8 protein-coding genes, 2 tRNA genes and 2 rRNA genes are annotated in these 18,387 nt (G+C 33.8%); 7 read left to right on the forward strand and 5 right to left on the reverse strand.

Going from position 1 to position 18,387, the window contains the following annotated elements; all coding sequences use genetic code 11:
- Positions 1-79 precede the first annotated feature (79 nt).
- The 4 genes from WG945_RS15430 (at position 80) to rrf (ending at position 3,640) form a co-directional block, all read left to right on the forward strand.
- A tRNA-Ile gene (locus tag WG945_RS15430) sits at positions 80-153 on the forward strand.
- Between the two features lie 81 nt (positions 154-234).
- Positions 235-311: transfer RNA gene (locus tag WG945_RS15435), tRNA-Ala, on the forward strand.
- A 227-nt stretch (positions 312-538) separates the two neighbouring features.
- Positions 539-3,423, forward strand: a 23S ribosomal RNA gene (locus WG945_RS15440).
- Positions 3,424-3,530: 107 nt separating this feature from the next.
- Positions 3,531-3,640: ribosomal RNA gene (gene rrf, locus WG945_RS15445) — 5S ribosomal RNA — on the forward strand.
- Positions 3,641-4,492: 852 nt separating this feature from the next.
- On the opposite strand, the gene WG945_RS15450 is transcribed toward rrf, so the two are convergent.
- The 4 genes from WG945_RS15450 to WG945_RS15465 all read right to left on the reverse strand — a co-directional run bounded on the left by WG945_RS15450 (position 4,493) and on the right by WG945_RS15465 (position 13,172).
- Positions 4,493-5,362, reverse strand: a complete 870-nt coding sequence (locus WG945_RS15450; RefSeq protein ID WP_068450077.1) for a hypothetical protein — start codon at positions 5,360-5,362, stop codon at positions 4,493-4,495.
- 31 nt (positions 5,363-5,393) lie between these two features.
- The gene (locus tag WG945_RS15455; RefSeq protein ID WP_068450079.1) at positions 5,394-7,262 is read right to left on the reverse strand and encodes a SusD/RagB family nutrient-binding outer membrane lipoprotein; all 1,869 of its coding nucleotides are present in this window, start codon (positions 7,260-7,262) and stop codon (positions 5,394-5,396) included.
- A gap of 12 nt (positions 7,263-7,274) precedes the next feature.
- Positions 7,275-10,277 (reverse strand): SusC/RagA family TonB-linked outer membrane protein, encoded by a 3,003-nt coding sequence (locus WG945_RS15460; RefSeq protein WP_197482086.1) that lies wholly within the window; start codon positions 10,275-10,277, stop codon positions 7,275-7,277.
- A gap of 891 nt (positions 10,278-11,168) precedes the next feature.
- Positions 11,169-13,172: a BCCT family transporter gene (locus tag WG945_RS15465; RefSeq protein WP_068450083.1), complete on the reverse strand. Its 2,004-nt coding sequence runs from the start codon at positions 13,170-13,172 to the stop codon at positions 11,169-11,171.
- Between the two features lie 545 nt (positions 13,173-13,717).
- Between WG945_RS15465 and porQ the strand changes: the two genes are divergently transcribed.
- Together porQ and cmk are read left to right on the forward strand one after the other, a co-directional pair.
- The gene (porQ, locus tag WG945_RS15470; protein WP_068450085.1) at positions 13,718-14,740 is read left to right on the forward strand and encodes a type IX secretion system protein PorQ; all 1,023 of its coding nucleotides are present in this window, start codon (positions 13,718-13,720) and stop codon (positions 14,738-14,740) included.
- 1 nt (position 14,741) lies between these two features.
- Positions 14,742-15,434, forward strand: a complete 693-nt coding sequence (gene cmk / locus WG945_RS15475; protein ID WP_068450087.1) for a (d)CMP kinase — start codon at positions 14,742-14,744, stop codon at positions 15,432-15,434.
- A 192-nt stretch (positions 15,435-15,626) separates the two neighbouring features.
- Here the strand turns inward: cmk and WG945_RS15480 are convergent, their stop codons facing one another.
- The gene (locus tag WG945_RS15480) at positions 15,627-16,256 is read right to left on the reverse strand and encodes a 7-carboxy-7-deazaguanine synthase QueE (RefSeq protein WP_068450089.1); all 630 of its coding nucleotides are present in this window, start codon (positions 16,254-16,256) and stop codon (positions 15,627-15,629) included.
- 243 nt (positions 16,257-16,499) lie between these two features.
- Between WG945_RS15480 and rpsA the strand changes: the two genes are divergently transcribed.
- Positions 16,500-18,311, forward strand: coding sequence for a 30S ribosomal protein S1 (rpsA, locus tag WG945_RS15485; RefSeq protein WP_068450091.1), 1,812 nt, complete (start codon positions 16,500-16,502; stop codon positions 18,309-18,311).
- Positions 18,312-18,387 lie beyond the last annotated feature (76 nt).

Genomic DNA, 18,387 nt, shown 5'->3' on the forward strand with positions numbered 1-18,387 from the left:
GAAAGATGGTGAGTTACAAAAAAAGGTCATTTTTACTCTTTGCTGTTAATTTTATAATATAAGTATTTTAAGCTATTATAGTCTCGTAGCTCAGCTGGTTAGAGCGCTACACTGATAATGTAGAGGTCGGCAGTTCGAGTCTGCCCGGGACTACAAAAAGCAAAATACTAAGGAAATTCTGGAAGTAAGAGGATTCTACATTCATAATTTAGGATTTATTCTGAATTTCATAATGGGGGATTAGCTCAGCTGGCTAGAGCGCTTGCCTTGCACGCAAGAGGTCATCGGTTCGACTCCGATATTCTCCACCAGGCAATGCCTGGAGATGATGTATATTATCTCTAGATTATTGCAGGAGAGCACTAATGATGATTTAAATTGTCAGTGGTGACTCACCACAAGTTCATTGACATATTGGTAAAATGATATCGTAAGAATCAAATAGATAGAGAACGATTAGATTTATCTAATCAAAAATTTTTTTATAAAAATATAAAAGAGTTCATTATAGTGTGGCAACACACTGTAGCAAAAAGTACAATAAGTTAAGTAAGGGCGTATGGCGGATGCCTAGGCTCTCAGAGACGACGAAGGACGTGATAAGCTGCGAAAAGCTACGGGGAGGGGCACATACCTTTTGATCCGTAGATCTCCGAATGGGGCAACCCGTCATGTTGAAGACATGTCACCTAGCAATAGGGGTAAACCCGGTGAACTGAAACATCTAAGTAACCGGAGGAAGAGAAAACAATAGTGATTCCGTTAGTAGTGGCGAGCGAACGCGGATTAGCCCAAACCTATTTTGTTACGGCAAAATAGGGGTTGTAGGGCCACGATATTCGAAGATAAGTGAATTAGAACAGTTTGGAAAGACTGACCATAGAGGGTGATAGTCCCGTAAAAGTAAGCGAATTATAGATAGTGGTACCCTGAGTAGTGCGGGACACGAGTAATCCTGTATGAATCCACCGGGACCATCCGGTAAGGCTAAATACTCCTGAGAGACCGATAGTGAACTAGTACCGTGAGGGAAAGGTGAAAAGAACCCTAAGTAAGGGAGTGAAATAGAACCTGAAACCGTACGCCTACAAGCGGTCGGAGCAGCATTTATGTTGTGACGGCGTGCCTTTTGCATAATGAGCCTACGAGTTACTGTTTCTAGCAAGGTTAATTGATTAAGTCAAGGAGCCGTAGCGAAAGCGAGTCTGAATAGGGCGCTTTAGTTAGTAGTAGTAGACGCGAAACCGAGTGATCTACCCATGGGCAGGTTGAAGCTGTGGTAACACACAGTGGAGGACCGAACCAGTTGACGTTGAAAAGTCTTTGGATGACCTGTGGGTAGGGGTGAAAGGCCAATCAAACTCGGAAATAGCTCGTACTCCCCGAAATGCATTTAGGTGCAGCGTTGAGTAAAAGTTTTATAGAGGTAGAGCTACTGATTGGATGCGGGGGCTTCACCGCCTACCAATTCCTGACAAACTCCGAATGCTATAAAATGTTTCTCAGCAGTGAGGGCATGGGTGCTAAGGTCCATGTCCGAGAGGGAAAGAACCCAGACCATCAGCTAAGGTCCCCAAATATATGTTAAGTTGAAAAAACGAGGTGAAATTGCTTAGACAGCTAGGATGTTGGCTTGGAAGCAGCCATTCATTTAAAGAGTGCGTAACAGCTCACTAGTCGAGCGATTTTGCATGGATAATAATCGGGCATAAACATATTACCGAAGCTATGGATTAACTTTGAAATATAAGTTAGTGGTAGGGGAGCATTGTAATCAGCGTAGAAGGTGTACTGTGAGGTATGCTGGAGTGTTTACAAAAGAAAATGTAGGCATAAGTAACGATAATGGGGGCGAGAAACCCCCACACCGAAAGACTAAGGTTTCCTCAGCGATGCTAATCAGCTGAGGGTTAGTCGGGTCCTAAGGCGAATCCGAAGGGAGTAGTCGATGGATAACAGGTTAATATTCCTGTACTTCTTATAATTGCGATGGGGTGACGGAGTAATGAAAGCAGCGCGAACTGACGGAATAGTTCGTTGAAACATGTAGCTATTAGAACTGTAGGTAAATCCGCAGATTTAGGTGAAATGTGATAGTACCAAGCGTCTTCGGACAATTGGATAGTGTGCCTAAGGGCTTCCAAGAAAAACCTCTAAGCTTCAGATTATAAGAACCCGTACCGTAAACCGACACAGGTAGTTGGGATGAGAATTCTAAGGTGCTCGAGAGATTCATGGCTAAGGAACTAGGCAAAATAGACCCGTAACTTCGGGAGAAGGGTCGCCCATCTTCGGATGGGCCGCAGTGAAAAGGTCCAGGCGACTGTTTATCAAAAACACAGGGCTTTGCTAAATTGAAAGATGATGTATAAGGCCTGACACCTGCCCGGTGCTGGAAGGTTAAGTGGAGGGTTTAGCTTCGGCGAAGATCTGAAATGAAGCCCCAGTAAACGGCGGCCGTAACTATAACGGTCCTAAGGTAGCGAAATTCCTTGTCGGGTAAGTTCCGACCTGCACGAATGGTGCAACGATCTGGACACTGTCTCAGCCATGAGCTCGGTGAAATTGTAGTATCGGTGAAGATGCCGATTACCCGCAGCGGGACGAAAAGACCCCGTGAACCTTTACTATAGCTTAGTATTGGCTTTGGATAAGTAATGTGTAGGATAGGTGGGAGACATCGAAGCAGCGTCGCTAGGCGTTGTGGAGTCGTCCTTGAAATACCACCCTTTGCTTATCTAGAGTCTAACTCAGAGATGAGGACAGTGCTTGGTGGGTAGTTTGACTGGGGTGGTCGCCTCCAAAAGAGTAACGGAGGCTTCTAAAGGTACCCTCAGTACGCTTGGTAACCGTACGTAGAGTGCAATGGCATAAGGGTGCTTGACTGAGAGACATACAGGTCGATCAGGTTGGAAACAAGAGCATAGTGATCCGGTGGTTCCGCATGGAAGGGCCATCGCTCAAAGGATAAAAGGTACTCCGGGGATAACAGGCTGATCTCCCCCAAGAGCTCATATCGACGGGGGGGTTTGGCACCTCGATGTCGGCTCGTCACATCCTGGGGCTGGAGAAGGTCCCAAGGGTTGGGCTGTTCGCCCATTAAAGTGGCACGCGAGCTGGGTTCAGAACGTCGTGAGACAGTTCGGTCTCTATCTGCTGTGGGCGTTAGAAATTTGCGTGGATCTGACTCTAGTACGAGAGGACCGAGTTGGACTGACCTCTAGTGTACCTGTTGTTTCGCCAGAAGCATAGCAGGGTAGCTACGTCGGGAAGGGATAAGCGCTGAAAGCATATAAGCGCGAAACCCACCACAAGATGAGATTTCTTTAAAGGGTCGTTGGAGATTACAACGTTGATAGGTCATAGGTGTAAAGGCAGTAATGTCATAGCCAAGTGATACTAATAACCCATAGACTTATGTACGCTTCCCGCCGAAAGGCGGGAGCATAGACTCTTTATTTATTAGACGATTTAGATATTATTTTACCATATGTTAACTTATACAGTTAAATAAATTTAGCTGAAAATTTTAGGGTGGTTATAGCATTGGGGCTCACCTCTTCCCATCTCGAACAGAGAAGTTAAGCCCAATCGCGCCGATGGTACTGCATTTATGTGGGAGAGTAGGTCGCCGCCTTTCTTTAATCTTGAGAAATCAAGATCTTAAACCTCAATTCTTACGAATTGAGGTTTTTTTATGACTATTTTTTTATCAATATTATTATCAAAAAAGTACATTTGGTTTTAGTAAACGGAGTTTTTATGTTTTCAATTAAAACTTGTTTTATTCTTTTATATACTCAGTTTACAAAGACATCATTATTAATTCTTGCTATTTTAACATTCTTTTAATCCTCTACCTTAATTTACAGCTAATTGCTCTTAATTATAGGTATATATTTTTTTATAATGATGTTTATTTTACCATATGTTTAGTTATAAATTTATTTTGCTTATAACATTAGGTATTCTTATTCCTGTTTTAAAAAGATAATTGAATACTAAGCATACACTAGTATTACTTTTATGTCGAAGATTGGGTTATTGATTTTCGTTTTGCTATATATCATTAAGGTTTTAAATTCAATAGTTTTTTGATTCAAAAAGAGATAACAATTGTTTCATTGAACTTTTTCTGTTCTTTAATGTAGTTTTATAGCACAAATTTTGCTTCTAATTGTAATGAGGTTGTATTGTCAATTTGTAAACAACGTTACTATTTATATTAAACTTTCTAGACAATTTATTTTTTAATTTGTTTTCTTTTGCGTGAAGGATAGTAATGGAAAGCCCACAGTGAGGTACGAACGAGGACTTGTAGTGAATAGCCTGACCATGCTTTTTTTGCATGGACACGCCCTAATTATTCTCCCTTTATTTTTCCTATTATTCTATTATAGATATTCTCAATAACTAACTATTTATATATAAGTATAAAAAAAGCCAACTCTAAAATGTTTAGAATTGGCTTTTTTTTTTAGGTTTAAACTTTTTATAAGGCTGTATGTTGATATACTCTAGCATAGTAAGATGTGTTATCTACTCGGTATCTAGAAAGAATATGTTGTCTATAACTACCAACATAACCGGTCCAATAATCACCATAATCTACGAAGCCCCAAGATCTTTCTATTGCTAAATTACCTTGGTCTGATCCATCATCACCTATTACTCTAATTCTGTAATCTACACGTCCATAACCAGAAGATACTTCTATTGTTTTGTTAACTGTTACTGGTTCCCATTCTGTTGCTTCTCCAAATAATACAGGATTTCCAACATTAATCCATTCACTTTTATCTCCTGTTTCGTTATCTATAGTATATTGATATTGATACTGAAGTTTTAAAGTAGTAGGTACACCAGGTGTTTCATAAAGTGAATTATGAAATTTAATCCATGTAGTTTCACCACTATTTTCTGTAATAATTTTAGGAAATACTCCATAATCAGTAATTGTTGGTGCTTTGTCAAAATCATGAACAATTATACTTGTTTTTCCAACAGGTAATTGAATATCTTCATCGTAAACTAATGTTAAATTATCTACCGCACCTTTATATAACTTAAGGTTTATTAGTCCTGATTCTGTGGTGAAAAACTTACCCCCAGTAGCACTATAAGGTATAAAGTTATTAGGATATAATGGAAATGTTTCATTGGTTATCAAGACATCATTGACCTCAATTTTATTTATATTATTTGCTGTTCCAGTAGCAAGAGGAACCATGTTATGTATTTGAAATTGTGCTGTTGTTGTTAGATCTATTTCAGTTGTATCGTATTCTACAACATGTTGATCACAGGCCGTAAATAAAAAAGTACAAACAAGAAAGAGTCCTATTTTTGTTATATTTTTCATATTATATATTTCTTAAGTTTAAAATCTTCCGTTATTGAGGTAAATCTCCAGGATAAACAAACCATGGAATTGAGGTATGGTAATTGTCTGCTGTTCCAGAAATAGGTTTTATAGTTTCTAAAGAAGGTATATTCCACATATATTCTGAATTGAATCTTGGTCTTATTCTATAACTTGGAGATCCTTCATTTTGTGTATAATAAGATCCTTTTCTACCTTCTACTTGTGCGGGAGCTAAGTAAAAACCCTTATAAACTTTAGAAGGGTCTGTATCTTTTTTCTGCTCTACTATACCATGTACAAATCCATTTCCTGTGCTAGGTACATCACCTGTATAATCTATATCATAATTATATTTACGCATATCTACCCAAGCCTCTTGTGCTCCCCATGGGTATAAAGCAACCCATTTTTGCATCATAATATGTGATAATGAAAAATCTGCTAATGGTAATCCTCCTGCATAAGGCCCGTTTAAATACTCTGAAGCTAGTGAATTAAAAGCACCTGTAGTAATTTTGTCACCTCCAGTTGCATTACCTTCACTTCCTGTTCGAATATAACGCGCTGTTGTTTGCATATCTGCACTAACACCTCTCTTAAAGGCTTCAAATGCTTCTGCTTTTTGTCCTATTTTCCAATATGTCTCTGCTAAACAAAATTGTATTTCTGAATAAGTGGTTAATATGTATGGTGCATCGTCTCTATATATCCAACGACCTATACCATCATTTACTGTTCCTTGATATTGAGAAGTTAAAGTTCTTCCGTAAAAAGAAGGAGCCTGACCTATTGGTCCTGTTTTTCCTGTAAAAGTTCCTCCATAATATTGATATGTTTTTACACTATCTATGTTATTTAAGTTTAAATAAGTTGGATTACTTTCTGTAGCTAATTTTACAGTAACTCTAGGGTCAAAGTGACCTAACTCATTAGATAACGTATCTGTAATTATTTGTTTGTCTGCAAGTTCTACAGGATAATATGGATTACCATCTAAAATATGAATTTTATCTCCTGTAGCTTCTTCATATTCTGGAACCGTACCTGTAAATACCTGTACAGCATAATCGTGTTGAAAATAACTATAGCTTAAATTACCTCTTGCTGTTCCCCAAAAATTATTATAGCTGCTATATGGTGCCGATTGTGATCCGGCTCCAACAGTTACTGTAGCATCATCACTTGGGCTTTGAAAAGATTTACCAGCTGCTGTAATTAATTCTTGAGCATATGTTCCTGAAAAATCTGTTTTGTTGGTTAAAGAAGCTAGGTTACGTACAATAACTGCGTATGAGAATTTTATCCACATTTCTTTATTACCACCGTAAATAAAATCATTATTAGTTAATTTATCACCATACGATTGATCGTCAGTTTTTTCTAACATTTCAATTGCCTCATAGGCCCATTTACGAACTTGTTCATAAACATCTTTTTGGTAATCATAATCGTGTTGTAATAAACCAGATACAAATGCATCATTCATTGGTACCTCTCCATTAACCTTTGTTAACAAATCCCAACTAAAGGCTTTCATTGCTAAACCAATTCCTGCTAACGTCCAATCTTCTGCTGCTATAGATTGATTGATTAAATTTTCTAGATTTTGACCTTGAGAGAAATAGGTCATTTTCCAAATTTCACCTCCAGCATCACTACCTAAATTATAGTAATTGCTTGCAAAATTAGAATAACTAGTTGTACCCATCATTTGCGTCATCGGAGCAATAGCTCGCAAATCATAATAGATATTTTGGTATTGTTGTGTAACTCCTGCAAGGTATAAGTACCCATCTACCTTGGCGGGTGCATCTATATTATCATTTACATCAAGATATTCTTCACAGCTCGTTAAACTGAAAAATACTATTAGTATGTATATTAATTTATTTTTCATGATGTTTTATTTTTAATTTAAGGTTATACTTACTCCAACTGAATAGCTACGAGGGTTTGGCATAGACCATACGTCAATACCTTCACCACCAGTACCTCCAGCTGCTGCAGAAACCGTGTTACCTACTGCATCAATACCTGAGTAATTTGTCCATGTAAACAAGTCGTTTGCAACAAAAAACAAATTCATTTGAGAGAAGAGTTTCGAATTTTTAAGTAAATTATCATCTAATCGGTAAGACAAACGTAATTCTTGCATACGTATATAGTTTACATCTTTTTCTAGCCAATCTTCATCTCCTCCTGTAAAAATAGAAGAACCATACATACTGTAATCTACTGCTATTGTATTTTGAGTAGGGTTGTCTGTATTCTCATTACCATCTCTAATGACACCTGTAAATACTTGTGGACCACTTTCTCGTAAATCAACCGATTCCCAACTTGTTCCTCGCTCCATCATATATCTTTTTGTACCATTTACAACGGTAGCACCTAAACGACCTGCAAATAAACTAGATAATCTAAAGTTTTTATATTTAAAACTTGTATTCATACCAAAACGTAATTTTGGTTCTCTATCTCCAATAATAGACCATTCATCATCTGTAATTGGCAAACCTGTTGTTGGGCTAATTAATATATCTCCGTTATCATTACGTTCGTAAGCTCTTCCTGTTAAAGAAGAAATTGATTCCCCTTGCATGATACCATTTCGTATGTTTCCAGAATTCCAAGTATATGAATTATAGTATTCTGTTACATTTTCTGGTAGAGAAACCACTTCTGAACTTCCTTGAGAACCATTAACACCAACATTCCAAGTAAAATCATTATTTCTAATAACATCAACATCTATGTTTGCTTCCCATCCTTTTGTTTTAAATGTACCTACATTTAGTGTATTTAATACAAATCCTGTTGCATAACTTAATCTAAAACCTTGTACTATTTGATCTGAATTTTCTGTTGTAAAATAAGTAAAGCTTGCTTTTACTCTATTTTTAAACAAACCTAAATCAACACCAATTTCATTAGCGGTTGTAATTTCTGGTTTAAGATTTGGGTTAGGTCCGGTAAAACCATATTGAAAACCACCACCAGTTAAATTTGTTTGTTGCAGTTGTGGATCAATTTGTAAAGGTCTTGCATCTTTTCCTACTTGCGCCCATGAACCACGTAACTTTAATAGGTTTATAGCTTCATTGTTTTTCATGAAATCTAAATCAGATATAATTAAAGAACCTTCTATAGCAGGATAGAAGTAACTATTATTTTCTACAGGTAATGTAGATGACCAGTCATTTCTAGCTCTTAAAGTAAGGAAGGCAAGATTATTATATCCAAACTCAAAAGATCCAGAAACTCCTTGTACTCTACGTGTGGTATTTCTTTGGATAGCTGTTTGTGATAAAGGATCTGTATTGTTTATCGATTGAAAATCTGTTTCGATAAAATTACTACCATAACTAGCAGCTCTTGTTACTCCATTTTCTACTTGATGATATCCTAATTGAGCAGAAAAAGAAAATTTGTCATCAAGAAATTTATTATTGTATCCTCCAATGATGTTAATTGTTGGGTCAGAAAAATTAGATTGAACTAGATTGTATTGACCTTCACCTGCATTTGCATTTGCATAATAAGGGTGGGTAGAAGTAACATACGTTTGCATACCTACATCCCAACCAACTTGAGCTCTTAAGAAAGTATTTTTTAGAGGGGTGATGTTTAAAGAGATATTACTGATAAATCTATCTGATTCGTCATAATATTTATTTTTATGCATTCCAAAAAGTGGATTTAATAAATCGTCATCAAGGTAATATTCTGGAGATCTCATATGGCTTCCGTCTTCTGCAAGATAGTTGCTCATATCATCTACCATAGGCCATAACATTGCACGATATAATGGACCTGCTGTACCTGTTCTAACTTTATTGTTACCTGTATTGGTATATTGCAAAGCTCCTTCAAAAGTTAACCAATCTGTAATTTCAGCTTTACCAGATAAACTTAAATTGGTTCTTTTGTACTCTGTAGTTTTTATTACACCAGTTTCGTTTAATTGAGAAAAACTACCACGAATAGTTGCTTTATCTGAACCACCTTCTACAGAAACATTATATCGTTCTTGAACACCTGTTTGAAGTACAGCATCTATATTATCATATATCTTTGTATCTTCTGGGTATAACCCACCGTACTTACTTGTGTAATAATAATTAGTTGTTCCTTTGGCTCCATTTGAATATTTGTCTTGCATTTCTGGATAGCCGTATGCATTACTAAACTTTAAAAAATTACTAAATCTAACAGTACCTTTACCGGCTTTACCTTTTTTAGTAGTAATAATAATGGCTCCGTTAGATGCATCTGAACCATACAATGCTGCGGCTCCAGCTCCTTTTAAAACAGTTATAGATTCAACATCCTCTGGGTTAAAATCATTACCTCTAGAAGAAAAATCCATATCACGAACAGAGAATCCACCACCAGCCATTCCGCTTGGGTCAAAAGTAGAGTTGTTCATAGGAATACCATCCACTACGTAAAGAGGTTGATTATTACCCGATATAGATGTAATGTTTCTTAGTACCACATTTGTAGAAGCTCCTGGATTACCACTGGTAGAACCAATATTAAGTCCGGGTACTCTTCCTGCTAATGCGGTAATGAAATTTTCTCTACCAGAATCTTCAATGGTTTTACCATCAATGTGCTGTACAGAAGAACCAATACTTCGTTTTACACGTTTTAAACCAAATTCTGCAGTTATTACTACTTCTCCAAGTACAGAAGTATCTTCTTCTAAAACGATCTTACCTGTTATGTTCTTAACAAGAACTTCCTTTTTTTGATATCCAATAGAAGAGAAAACTAATGTTTTACCCTTTGCAACTGATATGTTATAATTTCCATAAAAATCAGTTGACGTTCCCTTATTACTTCCTTTAATCATTATGGTAACCCCTGGTAATGGGGTGTCAATTTTATCAACAACAGTACCTTTCACAACTATATTTTGTGAAAATAGAACGGAAAATGAAGTTGTAAAAAAAACCAGAAGTGTAACTTTAATTTTTTTAGTCATAGTTATTATTAATTGATTAGTTAAGACAAACTTAACAAAATATTATAATAATCTTGCATTTTATTTATTTTTTTGCGGCATTTTTGCGTTTTTAATGCATATTTACAGTTGGTTAGTGTTACTTTATTGCGGTATTTTATTTTTATTATATCTAAATATAAAGTATTGTTAATTTTACATACTTGTTTTTGTGAATAATATTCATGATTGTTTATAATTGCATTTAGATAAAAAAAATATTTTTTTTTCTCTTTTCTTAAATACTCAATTTGATGGGGAAGAAGTATATTATTTTTTTACTATTTCAAGTTTTTCGAAATAAGTAGAATATCATATAGTAAATATTTCTTTTAGAAGGTGGTGATTGTTAAATCGGAAAAATGATGTCGTTAATAAACATTTTAAAAATGGAGTTTTTTATTATTTTCTAGTAAACAGAATATTCTTTTTTTTACTTATAAGAGCAAATATGTTACTTAACATTGTTATTACTTAGATAAAACTAGTGTTAAATAAGGTTATATTTAAATACTCAGCTTTTATACCGTGGTCTTAGAATAAAAAAAAGTATTCCTAAAGCTAGGTTGCCTTCCTGACTTAAATTTACAGTAATCGAATACATACATAGTATTCTCTGGAAAAATATCAAATTTAAATATTTATCAAATATCTCTTAATGAGGTTTATATGACTATTATTTACAAAACCTTTGAATGGTTTCGTAAGTAGTAGTCATTGTTATGTTGATATTATTGTTTTGACTTCGTTTTTTAGAGAGATGTATTTGTTTTAAAGGATGAACATCGGACTGATTTATTTTTTATTTGCATTACTACTAATAAACATTTCGTTTTTTTCTTCGGAAATAATAGCTAAAAGCCTTTCGTAATGTTTGAGGACATCAGAAATTAGTTCATCTTTAGTAAAAAGACGTACGTCATATCCTTTTCTGTAATCACCAAAATAAGTTATAGGAAGGTACGAACAATCTTCTTCAAATCCTCCAAGGTTGTCTTCATCAATTAAGTATTGAGAAACTAATTTGGATTGATTTTTTACGCCATATACAAAATTATTAACGACATCATACTTAATTTCGATTTCTACGCTTTTGGGTTTGTCGGAAAAATGAACAGTTGCTTCAATTCCATTATTTACAAATTCTTGGTGTAGTTCTTTAAAGGCAGGTTTAACCGTGTTTTCAATAAATTCATCAACAGATTTTTGGTCATCGTATGAAATAATTTGTTTTAAACGTTCTTTCCAAAATAAACCAGACCAAGGGGTTACTTGAAAATCACGTTTGTAATAATCATTATCTATAGCGAGTGCTTTTACAAGGCTCACAACAAATAAAAGAATAATTATAGAAAACGGTAGTGCTGTAATAAGTGTCATGCTTTGTAAGGCTTCAAGCCCTCCAGCGTTTAATAAAAATAGGGCTAGAATAGCAAGTAGAATTCCCCATCCTGCAGTTTGCCATTTAGGAGAATTTTGTGAGTTCTTACTAGAGATACTATTCATTACAAACATACCTGAGTCTGCAGATGTTACAAAGAAAATAAGAATGATAGAAATAGCTAATAAACTAATTACTTTAGTGAATGGTAGGTATTCTAAAAAATTAAACATCAAGGCATCAGGATTACTAGATAATTCACTAAGTAGTCCATTTGCGACATTAATATCAAACCAAATAGCGCTATTTCCGAATACAGACATCCAAATAAAATTGAATAATGTTGGTATGATTAATACTGCCGAAATAAATTCTCGTATAGTTCTTCCTTTTGATATTTTAGCAATAAAAAGTCCAACATAAGGAGACCAAGAAATCCACCACGCCCAGTAAAGTATGGTCCAATCGTAAAACCAAGGCAGTGTTTCTTCTTCATAAATATGTGTATTAAATGTTAGTTTAAAAAAGTTATGAATATAACTACCCATTCCTTCGGTAAAACTGCTTATTATATAAACAGTTGGTCCAAGAAATAAAACAAATAATAATAAAATAACAACACTAATAATATTAATATTACTCAGTATTTTAACACCTTTATCTACGCCGGTTACAGCAGAAAAAATGGAAATAGAAACCAATACACCTACTATTATAATCTGATAGATAAAACTACTCTCGGGTACTATGTTTAGGGTTTCTAATCCAGAATTGATTTGAACAACACCAAAACCAAGTGTGGTTGTTATTCCAAAAAAGGTACTGCAAAGAGCGAATACATCAATTGCGTTTCCCCATTTTCCTTTAACCTTATCTTTCAATATGGGGTATAAACAGCTTCGTAATGAAAGTGGAAGTTTGTATCGGTATGCAAAGTAGGATAATGATAGTCCTACAGTACCATAAATAGCCCAAGCATGAATTCCCCAATGGAAAAAAGTATATAATTGAGCATTTTTTGCAGGACTAATGGTACTGTTGCCCATTAATACTTCATTGGAGTAATGCTGCATAGGTTCTGCTACACTAAAATACATCAACCCAATTCCCATACCAGCGGAAAATAGCATTGAAACCCATGAAAAGAAAGAATAGTCTGGCTTGCTATCGTTACTTCCTAGCTTAATATTTCCGTACTTACTAAACATTAAATAAACCAAGAAAATAACAAATATTGTAACACACCAAACGTATACCCAATTAAAGTTAACAAATATGAAGTTTTTAACCTTATTCAGGAGGGTTTCTGTAAAATCAGGAAAAATAGCAGAAATTAGACAAATGGAGATTATAAAAATTAGACTAGGTATAGTTACGCCTTTATCTAAAGTGGTTTTGGTTCTAAAAGAATTACTCATATTGTAGTTTTCGTAAAATATTTAGGTTAATTAATTTAGTGTTCTGTTTAATACTGTTTTCAAAAGGTAAAATTTAATGTGCAGTGAAGATAAAGCTTAAAGACAGAGATTATAAGAAAAAATAAAAGCAGAAAAACAGTTGCATCCACAAAATTACAATAAAAATAATCAATAGAAAGGATTTCGATAGCCAATGGCCTTTGTAGCTAATAAAGTGTAGTTAATTTTCTTAGCCTTAAACCTTTAATTTAATATGTATTCAGAACAAGTAGAAGATTCAATTTTATACTTTTTGAAGTACCTTTTTAAGAAAAAACCATGTATAATTGTATTCTTAGTAAATAGAGGGTAGGAACTTAATAGATTTTATATGTCTGTTGAGTATCAATATTAATTATTCAGAAAATATAAATATATTTCATGAATAATATTCAGGGTTATCTTATAATGACATTTAAATGAAAATATTTTATAGTTTTAAATAGTAATTTTTATGATGCTACTACGTTATAAAGTATATTTGTAAATTGAAACTAAATTAGTTAATGATAAAATTATTTTTTATTTCTATTTTATTTTTTTCTTTCTCTTTAAACGCACAAGTTGGAGGGGAAGAAGTGTATCAGTTTTTAAATATTTCTACTTCTGCAAGACAAGTAGCTTTAGGTGGTGAAGTTTTAACACTTTTAGATGATGTAAATCAGCCTATTTGGAATCCTTCTGTAATTAGTGTTGAGCTAGATAATAAACTGTCTGCAAATTATACAAGTTTTTTAGCCGGTATAAATATTGGTTCTTTGTCTTATGCGAGAACTATTTCTAGAAGATTTGGAACGATACATGGAAGTATTAAATATATAGATTATGGGGCTTTAATAGGAGCCGACGAACAAGGAAATGAAACGGGCGATTTTAACGCTAGTGATATAGCAGTTTCTTTAGGATATGCTATAAACATTCCAAGATCTAATTTTTTTATTGGTTCTAATATTCGGTTTATAAATTCTAATATTGCTAACTTTTCTTCTATAGGTGTTTCTGCAGATTTAGCCCTTTTATATAGTAGCCCTTATAAACCTTTTACATTTACTATAGTTGCCAGAAATATTGGTACTCAAATACAGACTTATAATGGCGTAAAAGAAAAACTGCCTTTTAAAGTTGCTTTAGGAGGTTCTTATAAATTAGAACACGTTCCGTTAAAATGGTATGCTACTATTGATAATTTACAAAAATGGAATCTTTCTGTTGCCAACCCATCTGATCAAACAACTGATTTAGAAGGAAACATTACTAATGAAGATGTAGGTTTTATAGGAAACACTTTTAGACATTTTGTGATAGGTGGTGAGTTGTTCCCAGAGAGTTTGATTAATTTAAGATTGGGTTATAACTTTAGAAGAGCTGCCGAGTTAAAACTACAAAATGCTAGAACTTTTAGTGGTTTTTCTTATGGATTTGGAATCCAGATGAATAGGTTAAAGTTTAATTATGCCTATTCTAAGTTTCACTCTGCAACAAATGCAAGTACTTTTAGTTTATTAATAGATTTAGATAGTAGAAGATAATATGAATAAAAAAATTATAATAGCTATTGATGGATTTTCATCAACAGGGAAAAGTACCATTGCTAAATTATTAGCAAAAAAATACAATTATATTTATGTAGATACAGGTGCTATGTATAGAGCGGTTACCTTGTTTGCTATGAATAATAATTTTGTGAGTAAAAATCATTTAGATGAAAAATCACTTATTTTAAACTTAAAACATATTTCTCTAACATTTCAATTTAATAAAGATTTAGGTTTTGCAGAAATGTTTTTAAATGCTACTAATGTAGAAAAAGAAATTAGAACACTAGAAGTTTCTCAACTAGTAAGTAAAGTATCTGCTATTTCTGAAGTAAGAAAAAAATTAGTTGCAGAACAGCAATTAATGGGGAAGAATAGTGGTATTGTTATGGATGGTAGAGATATTGGAACGGTTGTTTTTCCTAATGCAGAACTAAAATTATTTATGACTGCTTCTGCAGATAAAAGAGCTACAAGACGTTATAAAGAATTAATTGATAGAGGTGACAAAGTAGATTTTAAAGACATTCTTTTTAATGTAGAAGAAAGAGATAGAATAGATTCTACAAGAAAAGACTCCCCATTAATGAAGGCAGAGGATGCTATTGAGTTTGATAATTCTGATATGGGAATTACAGAACAATTTGAACGTATTTGTGCTTTGGTTGATAGAAAACTTTCTGAATAGCCATTATTATAGCAGGTACACTTAGCCCTGATTGAAACGGCATCCTTTTTATAGCTCCTTAAATACAGCTCGTAATTTTAAATAAAGAGATTGCCACAGTTTACAAAAAAGTAAACTTCGCAATGACAACTATAAAAAGATATAGTGTAAAGCAGGAAATGGCTTCTAATAAAAAAATTAAATATCTGAATATTAAGGAATATTCAGATATTTATGTGTTTGTAAAGAAATTTTCCATTTTGGATTTTTCATTACATAATCTACAATCAATGCTGTCATTTTTTCTTTTTTACTCCACTCTGGTTGTAAATAAAGTTGACATTTAGCACCAACCTTAGCAGCTTCTTGTTCTGCAAAAGCAAAATCTGAGGTATTATGAATAATCATTTTTAACTCATCTGCTTCTGGGTAACACTCTGCTAAAGGCATTTTTGTTTTCTTGGGTGAAAGGCAAAACCAATTCCATTTTCCAGAAAAAGAATACGCTCCAGAAGTTTCTATGTGCGTTCTAATATTATTTTTTTGTAGTAAATCTGTAATATAATCCATAGACCACATTAAAGGCTCACCACCAGTTATTACAACTGTTTCAGCATATTTTTTAACATTATCTACTATCGTGTCAGCCAAGGTTGGTGGGTGCAATTCTGCATTCCAACTTTCTTTAACATCACACCAATGGCAACCAACATCGCAACCACCAACTCTAATAAAATAAGCGGCAGTACCTGTGTGAGCACCTTCTCCTTGTATTGTATAGAACTCTTCCATTAACGGAAGCATTATCCCTTTATCTACTAAATCTTTTGTATTTTTATCCATCTTCATTAAAATCTACCCATAACGGTTTTAAGAGTGCAAAGGTAGTTTTTTGTATATCAAGAATAAAAGGAATAATAAATTAATTCTAATTGCTTAATAATCAAAACATTTTTGTAAATTTGCACTCCTTTTTACGATAACAGATTTATAAAAGGATTATTTAAAACAATTTATAAAAACAACTCTTTGCGTTTATATCGTTAAAATCTGATAAACAATAAGATACAAAATTATTTTAGACACATGTCTGAAGAAACAAAAAACACTGAAGAGCAAGTTGTTGCTGCTGAAGTACAAGAAACAGCGACTCCTGCTGTAGATCCAAAACAATTTTTAGCTGATTTTAACTGGCACAAATACGAACAAGGTATTGAAGCTGTTGATGAAGAAAAATTACAAGCATTTGAAAAAGCTTTAGAAGGAACTGTAGGTTTTGTAAACGAGCGTGACGTAATTGAAGGAACTGTAATCAGAATTACTGATAGAGATGCAATCATCGATATCAACTCTAAATCTGAAGGAGTTATTTCTTTAAACGAATTCCGTTACAACCAAGGTTTAGCTGAAGGAGATAAAGTAGAAGTATTAGTAGACAAAAGAGAAGATTCTTCTGGTCAATTAGTATTATCTCACAAAAAAGCAAGAGTTATTAAAGCATGGGAACGTGTTAACAATGCTCATGAAACTGGTGAAGTAGTTAACGGTTTCGTTAAATGTAGAACTAGAGGTGGTATGATTGTAGATGTTTTCGGAATTGAAGCATTCTTACCAGGATCTCAAATTGACGTTAAGCCAATTAGAGATTACGATCAGTATGTTGAGAAAACAATGGAATTTAAAGTTGTTAAAATCAACCACGAATTTAAAAACGTTGTTGTATCTCATAAAGCTCTTATTGAAGCTGATATTGAATTACAGAAAAAAGAAATTATTGGTCAATTAGAAAAAGGACAAGTATTAGAAGGTATTGTTAAAAATATTACTTCTTATGGTGTCTTTGTTGATTTAGGTGGTGTAGACGGATTAGTACATATTACTGATTTATCTTGGTCTAGAATCAATCATCCAAATGAGGTTGTAGAATTAGATCAAAAATTAAACGTTGTAATTTTAGACTTTGATGATAACAAATCTAGAATTCAATTAGGATTAAAACAATTATCTGCTCACCCTTGGGAAGCTTTAAACAACGAATTAAAAGTTGGTGATAAAGTAAATGGTGAAGTTGTTGTTTTAGCTGATTATGGTGCGTTTGTAGAAGTAGAACAAGGAGTAGAAGGGTTAATTCACGTTTCTGAAATGTCTTGGTCAACTCACTTACGTTCTGCACAAGATTTCGTAAAAGTTGGAGATAAAGTTGAAGCTCAAATTTTAACTTTAGACCGTGAAGACCGTAAAATGTCTTTAGGTATCAAACAATTACACCCAGATCCTTGGACAGATATTACTACTAAATACCCAGTTGGTTCAACGCACACAGGTACTGTAAGAAATTACACAAACTTTGGTGTTTTTGTTGAGTTAGAAGAAGGTATTGACGGTTTAGTTTATATCTCTGATTTATCTTGGACTAAGAAAGTGAAGCATCCTTCAGATTTTGTAACTGTTGGTGATAAACTAGAAGTACAAGTATTAGAATTAGATGTAGAGAACAGAAAGTTAAACTTAGGTCATAAGCAAACTCAAGATAACCCTTGGGATGCACATGAAGATACGTATGCTATCGGTTCTAAACATGAAGGAACAATCAAAGAAAAGAATGATAAAGGAGCAGTTGTAACTTTTGCTGATGGAGTAGAAGGATTTGCACCTACAAGATTCTTAGAAAAAGAAGATGGTTCTAAATTAGAAAAAGGAGACACAATAGAATTTGTAGTTTTAGAATTCTCTAAAGAATACAGAAGAGTTGTTGTTTCACATACATCTTTATTTAAAGAGCAAGAGAAAAGAAATGTGAAAGTTGCCGTTAAGAAAGCAGCAGAAGCAGAAAAAACTACCTTAGGAGATATTGGTGGTCTTGCAGCATTAAAGAAAAAAATGGAAGAAGGTAAATAATCATTTACATTTCTATTATATTTTAAAGCCGATACAATTTGTATCGGCTTTTTTTGTGCCTTAAAGTTTCTATAAA

Source organism: Polaribacter atrinae, from assembly GCF_038023995.1.
Lineage (GTDB): Bacteria > Bacteroidota > Bacteroidia > Flavobacteriales > Flavobacteriaceae > Polaribacter > Polaribacter atrinae.